Origin of the sequence: Streptomyces griseobrunneus, assembly GCF_046713465.1 — a bacterium.
Lineage (GTDB): Bacteria > Actinomycetota > Actinomycetes > Streptomycetales > Streptomycetaceae > Streptomyces > Streptomyces microflavus.
The window spans coordinates 7545459-7563071 of the sequence record NZ_CP177080.1 but is presented as its reverse complement, the minus strand read 5'-3'; the positions used below and the strand labels follow the sequence as shown (position 1 = coordinate 7563071).

Genomic DNA, 17613 nt, shown 5'->3' with positions numbered 1-17613 from the left:
AGTAGTACGAGCCCATGGCATCGAGTGTAACGGTGGGCCGGGGGGCGGGGCCGGTGATTTTTCGGCGGCCCCGCCCCCCGGCGCATGGAAGAGGCGCGCTCAGCCGTTCGGCAGGATGACCGCGCGGCCGTTGATCCTGCCGTCGTGCAGCCGCTCGTAGGCGAGCGGGGCCTCGTCGATGGAGTACGTCTCCACGTGGACGTCGACGGCTCCCGCGTGGGCCAGGTCCAGGACTTCGGCGAGCTCCTTGCGGGAGCCCCAGTAGGGGGCGCTGACGTTGGTGCCGTACGGAAGTGTTCCGAAGCCGACGGGGAGCGCGCCGCCGCCGATGCCGACGATCGTGACGTCGCCGTCGACCCGGGCGACGGCACCGGCGGTCTCCACGGTGGGCGGGGCGCCGACGAAGTCCAGCACGACGTGCGCGCCGAGCCCGCCGGTCAGGTCCATGACGCGGGCCGCCGCCTTCTCGTCGGAGAGGACGGCCTCGTGCGCCCCGACGGCCCTGGCCAGGTCCAGCTTCTCCTCGGTGACGTCGAGCGCGATGACCCGCGCGGCCGTCATGGCGCGCAGGAGCTGGATCGCGACGTGGCCGAGGCCACCGGTGCCGATGACGACGGCCGTGGCGCCGGGCACGAGCTTCGGCAGCGAGCGCTTGATCGCGTGGTACGGGGTGAGCCCGGCGTCCGTGAGCGACACCGTCTTCACCGGGTCCAGGTCACCGATCGGCACGAGGTGGCGCGGGTCGTCGACGATCATGTACTCGGCCATGGCACCGGGGGCGCCGAGTCCGGGCGGCATGATGCCGAGCTCCTTGGCGCGCAGGCAGTAGTTCTCCTTGCCCTCGGCGCAGTTCACGCAGATGCCGCAGCCCCAGGGCCCGTACACCGCGACGGAGTCGCCCACGGAGAGGCCGTGCACGCCGTCCCCGAGGGCGGCGACCGTACCGACGCCCTCGTGGCCGAGGGTCAAGGGAAGCGGGAAGGGGATCTGGTCGGCGGGCCAGCTCATGACGGCGATGTCGGAGTGGCAGACACCGGCGGCGGTGACCTTCAGCAGGACCTGGCCGGGGCCGGGCTCGGGGTCCGGCACGGTGACGACCTCGGGGGCTTCACCGACGGCCCGGTACTGGACGGCTTTCATGGGTCTCCTCGCTTCTTCTCTGCCTTGTTCTCTCTGCGTCGGCCCCCGTGGTGCCGCATGTCCTTTGTCGCCCCCCGCTCCCCCGTCCGCCACCCGGGCGCCGTTACGGGGCGGAGTAGCCCCCGTCCACCAGGTGGTAGCTGCCGTGGATGAAGGAGGCCTTGTCGGAGAGGAGGAAGACGGTGAGTTCGGCGACCTCCTCCGCGGTGCCGAGGCGCCCGGCCGGGTGCAGGGAGATCAGGTGCTCGCGGGCCTGGGGGTCGGCGTTCCGCAGGAGCGGGGTGTCGATGAAGCCGGGGCCCACCGCGTTGATCCGGACGTTCTGCGCGGCGTATTCGAGCGCCGCCGTCTTGGTGAGGCCGACGACGCCGTGCTTGGCGGCGACATAGGCGGGCGAGCCCGCGAAGCCGTTGGTGCCGAGGATGGAGGACATGTTGACGACGGCTCCGCCGCCCGACGCGACGATGGCGGGCAGCTCGTGGCGCATGGAGTAGAAGACGCCGCTGAGGTTGGTGGCGACGACCCGGTCCCAGTCCTCGACGGGGTACGCGCCGGTGGGCGCGGCGGGACCGGCGATGCCGGCGTTGTTCACGGCCAGGTGGAGGGCGCCGAAGGTCTCCACGGTGAACCGCACACCGGCTTCGACGGAGGCCGGGTCGGTGACGTCCATGGCTACGGCGGCCGCCCGCGCGCCGGTGCTCTCCAACTGGGCGGCGGCCTTGCGGGCGTTCTCCTCGTCGTGGTCGGCGACGACGACGGCCGCGCCGGCCGTGGCGAGCAGCCGGGCGACGGCGAGGCCGATGCCGGAGGCGCCGCCGGTGACGAGGGCGGTGCGGCCGGTGAACTCGGCCGAGGGGGTGGCGGGCGTGGTGGTGCTCATGAGGGTGCCTCTTCTGCTGCGTGTCTTCTGTGGTGCTGCTTCTGCTGTGTCTTCCGTGGTGCTGTGCGGGCCCCGGCCCTCCGGGGTGCCCTGGGGCGTGTCCGCCGGACGTGCCCTAGGTGCTGCCGCGCCGGTCCCGGCCTGGTCCCGTGAGCAGGTCCGCCGACAGGGCGTCGAACGCCTCGGTGACCAGCTCGGGCAGGGCCTCCGGGCGGCCTCCGCGCACCCAGGCGGCCTGGGCCGCGAGCAGGGCGCCCGCCCCCGCCGCCACGGTCACGGCGGGGCGGATGTCGGTGCGCGGGTCGGTGCCGAGCCGGTCGGCGACGATGGCGACCGAGTCCTCCTGGGCGTCCACCCTGATGTGGTGGAAGGCCGCGTAGAGGGTCGGCTCCTCCTCGGCGACGACCAGCAGGTCGAAGATCCGCGGGCGGCGGTGCCAGGGCTCAGCTTCGGGGTCGGCGAGCCAGCCGAGGACTGCGCGCCGGTAGGCGAGGAGCGGGGGCTCCTCGGCCGGGCGGGCCCGCAGCGCTTCGTTGATCCGGTCGCCGTCGCCGCGCAGGGAGTCGAGGGCGGCGGCTTCCTTGCTCGCGAAGTACCGGCTGAACGTGCGGCGGTCGACGTCCGCGGCCTCGGCGATCTCCTCGACCGTGACGTACCGCAGCCCCCGGTCGAGCACCAGCTCGAACGCGGCCTGCGCCAGCGTGTCGCGGGTGCGGCGGGCCTTGCGGCTACGCCGCTCCGGCGTCCTGCTCTCCGGCGTCTTCCGCTCCGGGACCTTCTCTTCCGGGCTCATACCTGCACCGTACACCTGAAAATGTCCCCACGCGACATTCGTCTCATGGGGACATACGAGGGCTCGTGCGCGGCCGCTCAGTCGCTCACGGCACCCGCGACCGGCCGGGCTTCTTCGGCGGCGGCCGTCGGCCGCGGCCTGCCGTCGCCGGGCGCCCGGCGCAGGGCCAGCGCCGCGACGTCGTCGCGCCTGATGCCTCCGGTGAACTTCTCCAGGTCGACGTGGAGCGCGTCCAGCAGCTCGCGCGGGCCGTGCCCGGCCCAGTCGCCCAGCCGCTGGTCGAACGGGTAGAAGTCGCGGGCGGCGTCACGGGCCTCGGTCACCCCGTCGGTGACGACGAGGAGTGTGGCCTCCGGCGGGAGGGCGAACGACTCCTCCGTACGGCTCTCACGGCTCAGACCGGCGAGACCGAGGGGTACGGAGGTCCGGTCGAGCGGGACCGCCGAGGACCGGCCCTCGTGCAGCAGCCGCGGCGGCAGGTGGCCGCAGTTCACCGCCTGCACGTCGCTCCCCTCGTCGAACCCGAGGATGAGCGCGGTCACGAAGCGCTCCGCCTCGCCGGTCTGGGCGGAGAAGACGTTGTGGCGGACGACGGCGTCCTCCAGGGCCTCCACGACCCCGGTGAGCGTCGGCTCACGGACGGCCGCCTCGCGGAACGCGGCGATCGCGGCGAACCCGGCCCCGATGGCCGGGAGCCCCTTGCCCTGGACGTCCCCGATGATCACGCGGGTGCCGTACGGCGACTGGACGACCTCGTAGATGTCACCGCCGACGAAGCGGTCCTCCTCGATCGGCTCGTAGAGCCCGTACGCGAAGACCTGGTCGGTGACGACGGGCAGGGGGCGCAGGATCTGGCGCTGCAGGGCGACGGCGGCGGAGCGGAGCCGGGCCATCTCGGTGGCGTGCCGGATCCGGGCCGCGCAGGCGGCGACGCCGAGGGCGCAGGCCAGCACGGTGAAGCCGATGCCGAACACGAAGTCCCAGAAGGTGCCGTCGTCGCCGAGCCCGGAGCCGACGACCACCACCGTGATCCACACCGCCACCCAGACCGTCTGGCGGAGGGTGCAGAAGACGGAGGCCAGGGCCGGGACGACCACCAGCAGGGGGATGACCCGCAGATCGTCGCCCGTGGCCAGGTCGAGGAGGACGACAAGCGTGGTCAGCAGTGCCAGCCCGACGGCCAGCACCCAGCTCCCGATCCGCCCCGTGGCGGCCGTCGCGCCCGCCTCCGTACCCGGCAGGACCCTCGTCCGGCCTTGTGCCCTGCGCCCTTTCCCCAGGGACACGCCCTCTCCTCCCGTTCACTGCTCGGTGCGTCCGTGGTTCGGACGTTCCCTTCCAGTTGACCGGGATCCGGGCCGGGGCGCAAAAGGCGTAGGGCCCGGAGCCAGTGCCGAAGGTCCTGCGGCGGGACGTCCGGCCCGGGACCTCCGGCACCCGGGGGCGGCTGCTCCGGCCCCAGGGCCGGCCGGTGGCGGGTGCCGGTGGCCCCGCCCCGCCGGCCCGGTCACCGCGGGGCGGTCCAGCTGGTTCCGTCGGCGGGCGGGAGCGTCACCGGGGCCAGCGCGGCGAGGAACTCGGGGTGGGCGCGTAGCTGGAAGCCGAGCGATTCGTAGAGCCGGATCGCCACCGTGTTGGCGGCGGAGGTGTGCAGGAACGGGGTCTCGCCGCGCTCACGGATCCCGTACGCGACCGCCCGGACCAGTCGGCTCGCCAGCCCCTGTCCCCGTACGGACTCGTCGGTGCAGACCCCGCTGATCTCGGTCCACCCCGGCGGGTGCAGCCGCTCCCCCGCCATCGCCACCAGGGCCCCGCCCCGGCGGATGCCCAGATAGGTGCCGAGTTCCACGGTGCGCGGCAGGAAGGGGCCGGGGCGGGTGCGCGCCACCAGGTCCAGCATCTCCGGCACGTCCGACGGGCCGAGCCGTACGGCTTCCGGTTCGGGCTCCGGGACCACCGAGACATCGACGAGCTGGACGCCGGCTATCCGGTGGAGGATCTCCCAGCCCTTCGGCGGCTCCACCCCCAGCGTGTTCATGCTGATGGTTCCGCCAGGACCGGCGAGAGCCGCCAGATCGGCCCAGTCCTGCGCGTCAGGGACGTCGGGATGAGCGGTCCAGGGGGTGACGTCGACCGGGTAGCGCAGGATCCGGCCACTGCGCTCGGCGAAGTGGCTGTGCGGGCCCGTGAGCGAGGACAGGGCGGGGTTGTCCAGCGGGTGGGGTGTCCCGGGGTCGGCCACGGGGGCGGCCGCCGGCCGCCAGGTGATGGGGTCGAGGGTGCTCACGGGCTCACCCCGGCGATCGGATCGGGCCGTTCGGCTCCACCCCGTGCCGCCCCTCCGCGGCACTCTTCGTACGCGTACGGCTTGCGCATGTTCTCCCTCGTTCCGGTCCATCGCGCGGTTCCTCAGGGCGGGCACCCCGGTGCCCTGGCGCCGCGCGCCCGCCAACCGCGAAAAGCCGACGCGCGCAGGGCGTATTCCGGGGCGGGGAACTGTTCACGACGCCGCAATCAACCGGGGTGCCCGGCAGGCCCCCCGGCTCCGGACGGAGAGGTTCCGGAGCACGGCGGGGACCGGCGTGCGCCCTCGCGGGCGAGCGACGAATTCGACTCATCCGTCGGCCAATACGCGCCGGTCCGGCCCCAACTGCCCGTCGGCTGTGGCACTCTGGTGACGACCGCCCCACCGGGCTCCCCCGTACCGGTGGGGCGGTTCTGTGCGCCCCCTGTGGCTCGGCCCGTCCCATGACGCCGTTTCAGAGCCGAATCCTGTCTGTTTTCGGCCGACTCGCCCCTCCTGGCCAGATCAAATCCCTCCAGCACGCATGAGGTCCGGGCGGCCGGGCAGGCGAGTAGACCTCATGGCCTACGACCACGGGAGGGTGACGAGATGACGGCGCACACCGCGCAGAGCACCGGTACGGAGCAGCGGAGCACCACGGAGGACCTCCCGTGGATCGAGGACGCCGGCAAGGTCGCCCCCATGGACGCGCGCCGGCTCTCGCGGCTCTTCTTCGACCGTCTCCAGGTCCTGGAGGAGGGCACGCGCGAGTACCAGTACGCGCGCAACACCCTCATCGAGATGAACCTGTCGCTGGTCCGGTTCGCCGCCAACCGCTTCCGCAACCGGGGCAGCGGCGACATGGAGGACATCGTCCAGGTCGGCACGATCGGGCTGATCAAGGCGATCGACCGCTTCGACCTGTCGCGGGAGGTCGAGTTCACCTCCTTCGCCGTCCCGTACATCGTCGGTGAGATCAAGCGGTTCTTCCGGGACACCAGCTGGGCCGTCCACGTGCCCCGGCGTCTCCAGGAGCTGCGGGTCGACATCGCCAAGGCGAAGGAGACCCTGGCGGGCGACCTCGACCGGGACCCCACGGTGCAGGAACTCGCCGAGTACCTGGGGATGGAGGAGGCGGAGATCACCGAGGGGATAGTCGCCTCCAACGGCTACACCGCGGGCTCCCTGGACATGCCGACCGACTCCGCGGAATCCGGTCCTCGGAACACCGGCGGGCGGACCTTCGCCGATGTCCTGGGCGGGCCGGACCCCGCCATGGAGACCGTGGAGAACCTGCACACCCTCGCACCGCTGCTGGGCGAGCTGGACGAGCGGGAGCGCCTGATCATCGACATGCGGTTCGGCCAGGAGCTGACGCAGGCCCAGATCGGTGCGGAGCTCGGGATCTCCCAGATGCATGTCTCCCGGCTGCTGAGCCGGATGCTGGGCAAGCTGCGCAGCGGGATGCTCACCCAGGAGTGAACCCAGCTCACCCCGGTGGCTCGCTCCACACCGTCGAATCGCACCTCGGCGTACAAGAACACGAGAGGCCGGTCCGGACCCCCGGACCGGCCTTTGCGTTGCCGCCGTATTGCAGGTTCGTGGCCAGGCGGGCGACACGCTTCCGGGCCGGTCCGGCACGTCCTACGGTCCGTAATCAGCCCGTCGCCACCCCGGGCTTCCGCCGACCGGCGGACGTACGCCGTACGGCGACCGAACCACGTGCGAGGAACCACATGAGCCAGCCCCTCGACTCCGTCACCGCAGGCCACACCCCCGAGGACGTCAACCGGCAGGAACCCGGCGCCGCCTGGTCGTTCGAGACCAAGCAGATCCACTCCGGGGCCGCCCCGGACCCGACGACGGGCGCCCGCGCGGTGCCGATCTACCAGACGTCGTCGTTCGTCTTCCGCGACACCCAGCACGCCGCCGATGTGTTCTCCCTCGCCGAGCCCGGCAACATCTACACCCGTATCCACAACCCCACGCAGGACGTGCTGGAGCAGCGCATCGCCGCGCTGGAGGGCGGTGTCGCCGCCGTGGCGCTCGCCTCCGGCCAGGCGGCCGAGACCCTGGCGCTGCTGACGCTGGCGGGATCGGGGGACCACATCGTCTCCTCGCCCTCGCTCTACGGCGGCACCTACAACCTCTTCCGCCACACGCTGCCCCGGTTCGGCATCGAGGTGACGTTCGTCGAGGACCCGGAGGACGTGGCCGCGTGGCAGGCCGCCGTCCGGCCCAACACCAAGGCGTTCTTCGCCGAGACGCTCGGCAATCCGCGCGGCGACGTGCTGGACATCCGTGCGGTGGCCGACGCCGCGCACGCCGCCGGGGTCCCGCTGATCGTGGACAACACCGTGCCGACGCCGTTCCTGCTGCGGCCGATCGAGCACGGCGCGGACATCGTCGTCCACTCCGCGACCAAGTTCCTCGGCGGGCACGGCACCACCATCGGCGGGGTCGTCGTGGACGGCGGCACCTTCGACTTCGGTGCGCACGCCGAGCGGTTCCCCGACTTCCACGAGCCCGACCCGAGCTACCACGGGCTGCGCTACTGGCCGGCCCTGGGCCCGGGCGCCTTCGCCATCAAGCTCCGCGTCCAGCTGCTGCGGGACCTGGGCCCGGCGCTGTCACCGCACTCGGCGTTCCTGCTGCTCCAGGGCGTCGAGACGCTGAGCCTGCGGCTGGAGCGGCACACCTCCAACGCGCTGGAGCTGGCCCGCTGGCTGGAGCAGCGCGACGAGGTGGAGACCGTGCACTACGCGGGTCTCCCGTCGAACCGCTGGTACGAGGCGGGGCAGCGCTATCTTCCGCGCGGAGCCGGAGCGGTGCTGGCCTTCGAGCTGAAGGGCGGGGCCGAGGCGGGCAAGCAGTTCGTGGACGCGGTCGAGCTGTTCAGCCACCTCGCCAACATCGGTGACGTACGGAGCCTGATCATCCACCCGGCGTCCACCACGCACAGCCAGCTGACCGAGGAGCAGCTGATCGCCACCGGCGCCACACCGGGCCTGGTCCGGCTGTCGGTCGGCCTGGAGAACGTGGACGACCTCAAGGCCGACCTGGAGACAGGGTTCCGGGCCGCGAAGGCGGCGTCCTGAACCGTGGCGCCGCGCCCGCCGCACTTCCCCTCCCTCCGGCCTCCGGCGGCCGGAGGGAGGGGGATCCGCCCGGTCGTCGCCGTTGGGCGGCGATCGAGGACCCGCTGCCCCTGGAGTCCGGCGTCCGGCTACCGGGGGTGCGCCTGGCGTACGAGACCTGGGGGCAGCGGGCGGCGGACGGTTCCAACGCCGTGCTGGTCCTGCACGCGCTGACGGGCGACAGCCATGCGGCCGGACCGGCGGGTCCCGGCCACCCCACCCCCGGCTGGTGGGACGCGCTGGTCGGACCGGGCCGGGCGCTGGACACCGACCGGTGGTTCGTCGTCGCCCCGAACGTGCTGGGCGGCTGCCAGGGCAGTACGGGCCCCTCTTCCCCGGGGCCCGACGGGGCGCCCTGGGGCTCCCGGTTCCCGTATCTGACGGTACGGGACCAGGTGACGGCCGAGGCGGCGCTGGCCGATGTGCTGGGCATCGGCCGGTGGGCGGCCGTGGTCGGGGGCTCGATGGGCGGTATGCGGGCCCTGGAGTGGGCGGTGAGCAGGCCGGAGCGCACCGGTTCGCTGCTGGTGCTCGCCGCCCCGGCCGCCGCCTCCGCCGAGCAGATCGCCTGGGGCTCGGTGCAGATCGGCGCCATCCGCTCGGACCCGGGGTGGCGGGGCGGCGACTACCACGGCGCTCCGCCCGGCGGCGGTCCGCACCGGGGCCTCGGCCAGGCGCGCCGCATCGCCCACATCACGTACCGCAGCGAGCCCGAGCTCGGCTCCCGATTCGGCGGTGAGCCGCAGCCGGGCGAGGAGCCGGGACGCGGCGGGCGCTACCGGGTGGAGTCGTATCTCGACCACCACGCGCGGAAGCTGGTGCGCCGGTTCGACGCGGGCAGCTATGCGGCGCTCACCGAGGCGATGAACGGGCACGACGTCGGCCGTGGCCGGGGCGGGACCGCCCGTGCGCTGCGCCGGGCGGACATGCCCGCGCTGGTCGTGGGCGTCGACTCGGACCGGCTGTACCCACCTTCCCAGCAGGAGGAGCTCGCAGAACTGCTGCCGGGGTCCGGTGCCCTGCGGATCGTCAACTCACCTTACGGCCATGACGGTTTCCTCATCGAGACCGGCCAGGTGGGCTTCTTCGTACGGGAGTTGCTCCCGCCGTCATCTCCACTCCCCCCGTCCCCTCTTCTCTGCGAGGAGCTTCCATGAGCCCGCTTCCCCCACCGTCCGAGGACTCCTACGACCGGATACGGCTGCGGCAGTGGTCCGCCGGAGAGGCCCGCTCCGCCGGGATCGACCGCCGCGATCTGCTGAAGCTCGTCGCGGCCGCGTCGGCCGCCGTGCCGCTGGCCTCGGTCGCCGCCCCGGCGCGCGCAGCGGCCTCGGTCGCAGCGGGGCTGCCCGGTGTGGTCAAGCCCCTGCCCCCGGAGCTGTTCACGCTGCGCGGCACCAACGCGGAGACGAACTTCGCCGCACTGAAGGGCACCGGGCCGCTCACCCCCGCCGACCGGTTCTTCGTCCGCAACCACACCGCCACCCCCCGGATCGACCGGGGCGCCTGGAAGCTGACGCTCTGGGGCGACGGGCTCAAGGGCGGCCCGGTGGACTTCGGTTACGCGGATCTCCTGCGGCTGCCCTCGGTGACCCGTACCGCGTTCGTGGAGTGCGCGGGCAACGGGCGCAGCTTCTTCGCCTCGCAGCAGGGGCAGACGGTCAGCGGCACCGCGTGGACGCTCGGGGCGATCGGTACGGCCCGCTGGCGCGGGGTGCGGCTGGGGGATGTGCTGCGCCGGGCCGGGATCGGGCGGCACGCGGTGGACGTGCTGCCGCGCGGCCTGGACGCCGAGGTCGTCACGGACGGCGTGAACCTGGGGCGGGTGCGCCGGCCGCTGCCGGTGGCGAAGGCGCTGGACGACGTACTGCTCGCGTACGAGATGAACGGCGAGCCGCTGCCGCCCGACCACGGGTATCCGGTCCGGGTGATCGCGCCGTCGTGGGTGGGCATCGCCAACATCAAGTGGCTCGGTGACATCGAGGTGAGCGCCGAGCCGCTGCTCACCCCGTGGAACACGGGCCTCTACCGGCTGTTCGGCCCCGGGTATCCGCCGGAGGGCAGCGCCCCGCTGACCCGGCAGACGCTGAAGAGCGCGTTCGAGCTGGCGCAGGGTGCCTCGTTCCGCTCTCTTCGCCGTACGGTGCTGACCGGCCGCTCCTGGTCGGGCGGGGCGCCGGTGAAGTCGGTGGAGGTCAGCACCGACGGCGGTCGGCGCTGGCGGCGGGCCCGGCTGCACGACGAGCCCCGGGCCGGGAGCTGGGTGCGGTGGTCGGCGGACTGGGTGCCGACGCACAAGGGCGCGACGGAGCTGCTGGCCCGGGCCACGGACCGGTCGGGGCGTACGCAGCCGAAGGCGACGGCGCACAACACGCAGGGGTACCTGTTCGACGCGGTGGTACGGCATCCCGTGACGGTGGTCTGAGCCCCGTCACCGCGCTGTGCGGGCCCCCGCCAGTACGGCCGTGTGCACGGCGCGGGCGATCCGCGCGCCCCAGGCGGAGCGGGGTCCGGCGAAGGGTTCGCCGCCGTCGGGCCCCGGCTCGGGAGCGGCGACGCACACGGCGTCCGTGGGGGTGCCCGAGCAGTCGAGTCCGGCGTCCAGGAGGGCCTGCACCTTGGCCTCGGTGGCGGTGGCGACGGCGTTGACCAGGGCGGCGTCGGAGAGCGCGGCTGGGAGCGTGACGACGATGTTGACCGTGCCCGGCCGGTGCGGAGCGCGGATGGCGCTCTCGGGGGCCGCCGCCCAGCCCCGTACGCCCAGGCCCGTGGTGACGGTCGCGGTGACGCCGCCGTCGTGGCCGGTCGTGTACGCGGCGACGTCGGCGGCCGTCATCAGCCCGGCACCCGGGCCGGTGAGCCCCTCTGCGGCGGCGATCTCGGCGAGGTGGCGGTCCGGGTCGAGACGCGGGTAGCCGCCGGGGACCTGGGCGTTGAGGATCCAGGCGCGGGGGCCGATGCCGCCGCCGAGCACCGCGCTGCTGCAGACCCGCGTGGAGGGGTCCAGCCGCCAGACGAGGTGGTGGAGGTGGTGTCCGTCCTCGTGCCGGTCGCGGAGTTCCGCGCGCGGTTCGCCGCCCGGTTCCCTGCGCCGGGCGGGCAGCTGGACGCGTACGGAACGGATGGCGCACCCCTGGTGGCTCGGCGGGACCGGCGGTGGCCCGTCCTCCCGGGGCTGCCGTGCTCCGCCGATCATATGCGGGCCCCTCATCCGCTCACCCGATTGGCCTAACTGATCCGGCGGCCGCCGAGCGCCCTCGTACGGGGCCAGGAGGGACCGCTGGGCTTCCGGGGCCCCTTTGGCCGGGTGGCCGGGCGGTTGCAGCGTCCAACCGGGTGAGGCGCGATGGAAGCCGGACGTGCCACATCTGGTGGAGCCACCCACAGGGCGCGCCCAGCGAGGAGGGTTCGGTTATGGGAGCCGCTGACGGTTTCACGGATTCCGGAGAGCTCGACGGTCTGACCGTGTACGACAACGAGGGCGAGAAGGTCGGCAGCGTGGGCCGGGTGTACGTCGACGACGACACCGGCAAGCCCGACTGGGTGACGGTCAAGACCGGCATGTTCGGCATGAAGGAGAGCTTCGTACCGCTCGCCGGGGCCCGTCGAGTGGGCTCCGACCTGCACGTCTCGCACTCCAAGGACACGGTCAAGGAGGCGCCCCGCGTGGACGCGGACGCGCACCTCTCCGTCGCCGAGGAGGAGGAGCTCTACCGGCACTACGGCCTGACCAGGAAGTCCGGCAACCTCGGTGACACCAAGGGCACGGGCACCGGTGCCGACGCCCGGACCGTCGCCGGAACGGGCGCCATGGGCGCGGCCGGAGCCGGTGCGGCGGGCGCGGCCCGTGGCACGGGTACGCCGCCGAACGCCGAGGCGACCGGCAGGGCCACCACGAGCGCCGGGGCCGCGGGCACGACCGGAGCAGCGGGCATGGCCGGTACGGGCAAGCACCGCGACACGGACATGTCCGCCACGTCCCGTCCGCTGGCGGGCGCCGGAGCGGGGACGTCCCGGGCCGCCGACCTGAGCGGCAAGGAGGAGATGATCCGCTCCGAGGAGCAGCTGCACGTCGGTACGGAGGAGTACGAGAGCGGCCGGGCGAGGCTGCACAAGTACGTGGTGACCGAGGAGGTCACCCGGTCCGTGCCCGTCTCCCACGAGGAGGTGCGGGTGGTCCGCGAACCGCTGCGGCCCGGCGAGAAGGTGACCGGCACCACGGACTTCGGCGAGCAGGACGTGGAGGTCACCCTGCACGCGGAGCGCGCCACCGTCCGCAAGGAGGCCGTCCCGGTGGAGCGGGTCCGCCTGGAGACCAACAAGGTCACCGAGCAGAAGGAAGTCTCCGCCGAGGTCCGCAAGGAGAAGATCGACTACGGCGACGGCAAGGACATGGACACCGGCAAGGACACCGGTGGCGAGTTCGGCCAGGGACGCCGCCGCTGACGGCGTACCCCCTTAGGCGGCCGGAAGGCCGCTCCCATGTCCTCGGCCTCCGGGCGGGCCCGTGCGAACGGGTCCGCCCGGAGGGCTGTCCGGGGCGGGGCCGGGTCGCCGGTGGTCAGCGGCGCGGCAGGAACCGTACCGAGGGACGTCCGTCCGGCCCGTCCGGGGTGACGACCGCCCGGACCCCGTAGACGTCCTCGATGAGTTCTTCGGTGATGACCTCGGCCGGGGTGCCGCCCGCGATGACCCGGCCCGCCTTCATCACGGTGATCCGGTCGCAGAACATCGCCGCGAGGTTGAGGTCGTGCAGGGCGATGACGCTGGTGAGGGGCAGCTCGGCGACCAGGGCGAGCAGTTCCAGCTGGTGCTGGATGTCCAGGTGGTTCGTCGGCTCGTCCAGGAGGAGTTCGCGGGGCTGCTGGGCCAGTGCGCGGGCGATCTGGACGCGCTGGCGTTCGCCGCCGGACAGGGTGTGCCAGGACTGGGCGGCCCGGTCCGCGAGGCCGGTGCGCCGCAGGGCGTCGGTGACGGCTTCCTCATCCGTACGGTCCGGGGCGGACCAGGCGCGGCGGTGCGGGATGCGGCCGAGGCGCACGACGTCCAGGACGCTGAGGTCGACCTGGGTGACGGCGTGCTGGTCGACCACGGCGATCCGGCGGGCCACGGTACGGCGGCCGAGACCCACCAGGGGGTCGCCGTCCAGCGTGACGACGCCGGTGTCCGGGGCGAGGAGGCCCGCGAGGATCCTCAACAGGGTCGATTTGCCGGAGCCGTTGGGGCCGAGCAGCCCGACGGTGGCGCCGGGCGGCGGGGTGATGTCCACCCCGTCGAGGATGAGCCGGCCGCCGGCCTCCCGGCCGACCCGGTCGGCGCGCAGGCCCGTGGAAGCGCTCATGACGTACTCCGGGTGCGGTACAGGACGAGGACGAAGGCCGGGACGCCGATCAGCGCGGTGACCACGCCGACGGGCACCTCCTGCGGGTCCAGGACCGTGCGGGCGAGGGTGTCGACCCAGACCAGGAAGACGGCCCCGGCGAGTGCGGTGACCGGCAGCAGGCGCCGGTGCCCGGAGCCGGTGAGGGCACGGGCCGCGTGCGGGAGCACCAGGCCGACGAAGCCGATCGCCCCGGCCGAGCTGACGAGGGCCGCGGTCAGCAGGGCGGTGGTGCACAGCAGCACGATCCGGGTGCGGGCGACATTGACGCCGAGCGCGGCGGCGGCGTCCTGCCCGAAGGCGAAGGCGTCGAGCGTACGGGCGTGGGCCAGGCAGATCACCAGGCAGCCGGCGAGGACGGCGGTGCAGAGGGCGACCTCGCTCCAGCCGACGCCGCTGAGCGAGCCGAGGAGCCAGAACAGCACTCCGCGGGTCTGCTCGGCGTCGGCGGAGGTCATGACGACGAAGGAGGTCAGGGCGGAGAAGAGCTGCATCGCTGCGACTCCGGAGAGCACCACCCGGTCGGTGGTGGCACCGAGGGTGTGGCTGAGGAGCATGACCAGGGCGAACGAGCAGATGGCCCCGGCGAAGGCCCCGGCCGACAGCGACACCGCTCCCCCGCCGACGCCGAGGACGACCACGACGACCGCCCCGGTGGAGGCCCCGGAGGAGACGCCGAGCACGAAGGGGTCGGCGAGCGGGTTGCGCAGCAGGGACTGCATCACCGTGCCGCACACCGCGAGCCCGGCGCCGCACACGGCGGCGAGCAGGGTGCGGGGCATGCGCAGGTTCCAGATGATGCCGTCCCGGATCGGGCTCAGCTCCGATGCGCCGAAGCCGAGGTGGGAGGCGACGGCGGACCAGACGTCGGGGACGGAGATCCGGGCGGGCCCGATCGTGACGGCGACGGCGACGGAGAGCAGCAGGAGCAGGAGCCCGCCGGTCCAGAGCAGCACCGCGACCGGGCCGCCGCTCCGTACCGGGCCCGGCGCCGCCGGTGCCTTCAGCTCCGCGGTCTCCCGCACCGCCGGGTTGCCGCCGCTCACCCCGTGAGCCCGAAGTCGCGCAGCCCGGCGGCGACGCGCTCCAGTCCCTCGACCGTCCGGATGGTGGGGTTCATGGCCTGGCCGCTGAGCAGCACGTACCGGCGGTTCCTGACGGCGTCCATGGTCTTCGTGACCGGGTTGGACTCCAGGAACTCGATCTTCTTCCCGGCGCTCTCGGCCGTCTGCATCGTGCGGCTCAGGTCGCCGATGACCAGGACGTCGGGGTTGCGGTCGGCGACGGTCTCCCAGCTGATCTGGGGCCATTCGTCGTGGGTGTCGTCGAAGACGTTCCTCGCGCCGAGTTCGCGGGTGATGACGCCGGGGGCGCCGCAGCAGCCCGCGAGGTAGGGGGCCTTGGAGTCGGAGAACCAGTAGAGGAGGGAGGCGTTCGAGGCGTCGATGCCGTCGGTGGCCTTCGCCACCCGGGCCCGGAGCTTCTTCACCAGGGCGTCGCCGCGCTCGGGAACGCCGAACACCTGGGCCAGTTCGTGGACTTCGATGTAGACGCTGTCCATGGTGAGGGGCTCGGTACGGGCTCCGTCGCCGCCGCCGCTGTTGTCCTTGCCGATGCAGTCGGCGGGCGAGATGTAGGTGGGGACGCCCAGCTTCTCGAACTGTTCGCGGGGGGCGACACCGCCCCTGGCGAGGGTGGAGGCGAAGGAGGCGCTGAGGAAGTCGGGCTCCTTGTCGAGGACCTTCTCCGAGGAGGGCCGGTTGTCGGAGATGCGCTCGACGCCCGCGTTGGCCTTCTCCAGGCCCTTCATGACCGGGTCGCTCCAGGTCGCGGTTCCCGCGATCCGGTCGGCGAGGCCGAGGGAGAGCAGGATCTCGGTCGAGCCCTGGTCGACCGAGACGGCCCGCTGGGGCGCTGCCTTCACGGTGACGGTTCGCCCGCAGTTCTTGAGGGTGAGCGGGAAGCCGTCGGCCTTGTCGCCGCCGTCGGCGGACGGGGTGGTGGACCCGCCGCCGCAGGCCGTGAGCAGGACGAGTCCCGCCGCGAACAGGGCGGCGGTGCGTATCGGGGCAGGGGTGGCCTTGGACAGCACGGAGGACCTCGGTGTCTCTGGGCCCAGCCGCGGAGCCCGTCGTACGGTTCCCGTGCCCCCGGTGCGGGGCGCGGGTGCCAGCAGGTCTTCGGACTCGGGTTCGTCCGGGCGGGACGCCTTCCCGGAACACTCCCGTGCTCCAGTGGCCGTGGCCCCGCCCGTCCCCCTCACCGCTGCGCGTCAGTTCCGGTCTCGCACCGGATTCCCTGACCCCGTCGCTGGGGTTCGACTGGCCCCGGCAAGCTATCACGGGTCTTCGCGCAGCTCAGAGCCGGTGCGCGTACCGGTCCCTGCCGGGCCGGTGCGGCGCGGGATCGTCCCGCCGCCCCGGCCCGGCCGCCCCTTTTACGGAGCCTGCAGGGCGATCACCGCGTTCTGTCCGCCGAACCCGAAGGAGTGGCTGACGGCCCGTCGTACGGGCAGCTCACGCGGGATCTTGGTGACGCAGTCGATGGCGAACCCGGGGTCGGGGGCGTCCAGGTTCGCGATCGGCGGGACGATGCCGTGCTGGAGCGTCAGGACGGTCAGCCCCGCCTCGATGGCACCGGCCGCCCCCATGCAGTGGCCCAGGACGCCCTTGGGGGCGGTGACGGGCGGCCGGTGCGGGTAGGCCCGGCCGATGAGGGCGGCTTCCGTCGCGTCGTTGAGGGGGGTCGAGGTCCCGTGCGCGTTGACGTGGTCGACGTCCTCGGCCCGCCAGCCCGCATCGGCCAGCGCCGCGTCCACGGCGGCCTGGGCGACCGCCCCGGAGGGGTGCGGGCTGGTGGGGTGGTGGGCGTCGGTCGTGGCGCCGGTGCCGGCCAGCAGCGCACGGGGGACCGCTCCCCTGGCGCGGGCGTCCTCGGCCCGCTCCAGGACCATGATCGCGGCGCCTTCGCCCATGACGAGCCCGGCCCGGTCGGCGGCGAAGGGGCGGCAGAGACGGGCGGGGTCCCCGTCCCGCAGCGCCGCCGCGCCCGAGCGGGCGAAGCCGGTCATGGCGACCGGGAAGACGATCGACTCGGTGGCTCCGGCGATCGCGATGTCGCACTGTCCGAGCGCCAGCATGTCGCGGGCCACCGAGAGGGCGGTCACCCCGGAGGAACACGCGGTGCACGGTGCCAGGCTGGGGCCCGTGGCCTTCATCTGGATCGCGATCTCGGCCGCGGGCATGCTCGGGATGGTGAGCAGGATGCCCGAGGGCGAGGTGGCCTCGGGGCCGCGCCGCTCCAGGGCGACGGCCTGTTCGGTGAGTCCGGCGGATCCCCCGCTGCTGGTGCCGACGACGACGGCGACGCGGGCGCCGTCCCAGCGGGCGGGGTCGAGCCCGGCGTCGGTCACCGCCTCCCGGGCGGCGAGGACGGCGAGCTTGACGTACCGGCCCATGCGGAAGGCGCTGCGGCCGCCGACCGCCTCGTCCAGGTCGATGCCGGTGACCGTACAGGCGAAGTCGATGGCGCAGCCGTGCAGTTCGGGGACGGTGCGCGCGAAGGACTCGCCGCGGCAGACCCCGTCCCAGGTGGTGTCGGTGGTGTGGCCGGCCGGGGTGATCATCCCCAGACCGGTGACGGCGATGGCGGGTCGGTTCATCGGGTGTTGCTCACCGGCACCGAACCGACTGCCGCCTCGCCGCCGACGGCCGCGTCGATGAACGCGGAGATGTCGGCGAGCGTGGCGTCCTTGTAGAGCTTCTCGGAGTCGGCGGCGACGCCCAGGGTCTCCTTGATGATGACGGCGAACTCGGCGACCGCCAGGGAGTCCATCTCCAGGCTGTCCATCGTGGACTCCGGCAGGATTTCGACTGCGGGCACCTTGAACGTCTCGGTCAGCACCTCGGTGATCTTCGGGTGGATGGTCTGGGTCTTCACGGTGTTTCCTCTCATCGACAGCTGGTCGGCAGCTCTTCGGCGGCTCGTCGGCAGCTTCAC

The 17613-nt window shown here is 73.2% G+C and carries 16 protein-coding genes and 1 riboswitch; of the genes, 5 read left to right on the top strand and 11 right to left on the bottom strand.

Annotated features, from left to right (window positions below):
• Positions 1-99 precede the first annotated feature (99 nt).
• From ACK8N7_RS34470 to ACK8N7_RS34450, 5 genes are all read right to left on the bottom strand, one after another.
• Positions 100-1140, bottom strand: a complete 1041-nt coding sequence (locus ACK8N7_RS34470) for an NAD(P)-dependent alcohol dehydrogenase (RefSeq protein ID WP_403214199.1) — start codon at positions 1138-1140, stop codon at positions 100-102.
• Positions 1141-1243: 103 nt separating this feature from the next.
• Positions 1244-2020, bottom strand: a complete 777-nt coding sequence (locus ACK8N7_RS34465) for an SDR family NAD(P)-dependent oxidoreductase (protein ID WP_403214197.1) — start codon at positions 2018-2020, stop codon at positions 1244-1246.
• A gap of 115 nt (positions 2021-2135) precedes the next feature.
• Positions 2136-2813, bottom strand: a complete 678-nt coding sequence (locus ACK8N7_RS34460) for a TetR family transcriptional regulator (RefSeq protein WP_403214195.1) — start codon at positions 2811-2813, stop codon at positions 2136-2138.
• A gap of 77 nt (positions 2814-2890) precedes the next feature.
• Complete coding sequence (locus ACK8N7_RS34455) at positions 2891-4099, bottom strand: PP2C family protein-serine/threonine phosphatase (RefSeq protein WP_403214193.1); 1209 nt, start codon at positions 4097-4099, stop codon at positions 2891-2893.
• A 221-nt stretch (positions 4100-4320) separates the two neighbouring features.
• Positions 4321-5100: a GNAT family N-acetyltransferase gene (locus ACK8N7_RS34450; RefSeq protein WP_500444982.1), complete on the bottom strand. Its 780-nt coding sequence runs from the start codon at positions 5098-5100 to the stop codon at positions 4321-4323.
• A gap of 606 nt (positions 5101-5706) precedes the next feature.
• On the opposite strand from ACK8N7_RS34450, the gene ACK8N7_RS34445 reads away from it, so the two are divergent.
• From ACK8N7_RS34445 to ACK8N7_RS34430, 4 genes are all read left to right on the top strand, one after another.
• A complete protein-coding gene (locus tag ACK8N7_RS34445; protein WP_403214189.1) occupies positions 5707-6579 on the top strand; it encodes an RNA polymerase sigma factor SigF in 873 nt (290 codons plus the stop codon).
• A 254-nt stretch (positions 6580-6833) separates the two neighbouring features.
• Positions 6834-8195 (top strand): bifunctional o-acetylhomoserine/o-acetylserine sulfhydrylase, encoded by a 1362-nt coding sequence (locus ACK8N7_RS34440; RefSeq protein ID WP_500444980.1) that lies wholly within the window; start codon positions 6834-6836, stop codon positions 8193-8195.
• Positions 8192-9391, top strand: coding sequence for a homoserine O-acetyltransferase MetX (metX, locus tag ACK8N7_RS34435; RefSeq protein ID WP_500445914.1), 1200 nt, complete (start codon positions 8192-8194; stop codon positions 9389-9391). The genes ACK8N7_RS34440 and metX overlap by 4 nt, the downstream gene beginning before the upstream one ends.
• The gene (locus ACK8N7_RS34430) at positions 9388-10659 is read left to right on the top strand and encodes a sulfite oxidase (RefSeq protein ID WP_500444979.1); all 1272 of its coding nucleotides are present in this window, start codon (positions 9388-9390) and stop codon (positions 10657-10659) included. Before metX ends, ACK8N7_RS34430 begins: the two co-directional genes overlap by 4 nt.
• Positions 10660-10665: 6 nt before the next feature.
• On the opposite strand, the gene ACK8N7_RS34425 is transcribed toward ACK8N7_RS34430, so the two are convergent.
• Positions 10666-11430 (bottom strand): adenosylcobinamide amidohydrolase, encoded by a 765-nt coding sequence (locus ACK8N7_RS34425; protein WP_500444978.1) that lies wholly within the window; start codon positions 11428-11430, stop codon positions 10666-10668.
• Between the two features lie 218 nt (positions 11431-11648).
• Here ACK8N7_RS34425 and ACK8N7_RS34420 point away from each other — a divergent pair, with 218 nt between their 5' ends.
• Positions 11649-12680, top strand: a complete 1032-nt coding sequence (locus ACK8N7_RS34420; protein ID WP_403214184.1) for a PRC and DUF2382 domain-containing protein — start codon at positions 11649-11651, stop codon at positions 12678-12680.
• A gap of 115 nt (positions 12681-12795) precedes the next feature.
• On the opposite strand, the gene ACK8N7_RS34415 is transcribed toward ACK8N7_RS34420, so the two are convergent.
• From ACK8N7_RS34415 to ACK8N7_RS34395, 5 genes are all read right to left on the bottom strand, one after another.
• A complete protein-coding gene (locus tag ACK8N7_RS34415) occupies positions 12796-13575 on the bottom strand; it encodes an ABC transporter ATP-binding protein (protein ID WP_500444977.1) in 780 nt (259 codons plus the stop codon).
• Complete coding sequence (locus tag ACK8N7_RS34410) at positions 13572-14660, bottom strand: FecCD family ABC transporter permease (RefSeq protein ID WP_500444976.1); 1089 nt, start codon at positions 14658-14660, stop codon at positions 13572-13574. Before ACK8N7_RS34410 ends, ACK8N7_RS34415 begins: the two co-directional genes overlap by 4 nt.
• Complete coding sequence (locus tag ACK8N7_RS34405; protein WP_500444974.1) at positions 14657-15706, bottom strand: ABC transporter substrate-binding protein; 1050 nt, start codon at positions 15704-15706, stop codon at positions 14657-14659. The genes ACK8N7_RS34410 and ACK8N7_RS34405 overlap by 4 nt, the downstream gene beginning before the upstream one ends.
• 62 nt (positions 15707-15768) lie before the next feature.
• Positions 15769-15955, bottom strand: a riboswitch (cobalamin riboswitch).
• 96 nt (positions 15956-16051) lie between these two features.
• The gene (locus ACK8N7_RS34400; RefSeq protein ID WP_403214177.1) at positions 16052-17275 is read right to left on the bottom strand and encodes a beta-ketoacyl-[acyl-carrier-protein] synthase family protein; all 1224 of its coding nucleotides are present in this window, start codon (positions 17273-17275) and stop codon (positions 16052-16054) included.
• Positions 17272-17553: an acyl carrier protein gene (locus ACK8N7_RS34395; RefSeq protein ID WP_403214175.1), complete on the bottom strand. Its 282-nt coding sequence runs from the start codon at positions 17551-17553 to the stop codon at positions 17272-17274. The genes ACK8N7_RS34400 and ACK8N7_RS34395 overlap by 4 nt, the downstream gene beginning before the upstream one ends.
• Between the last annotated feature and the right edge of the window lie 60 nt (positions 17554-17613).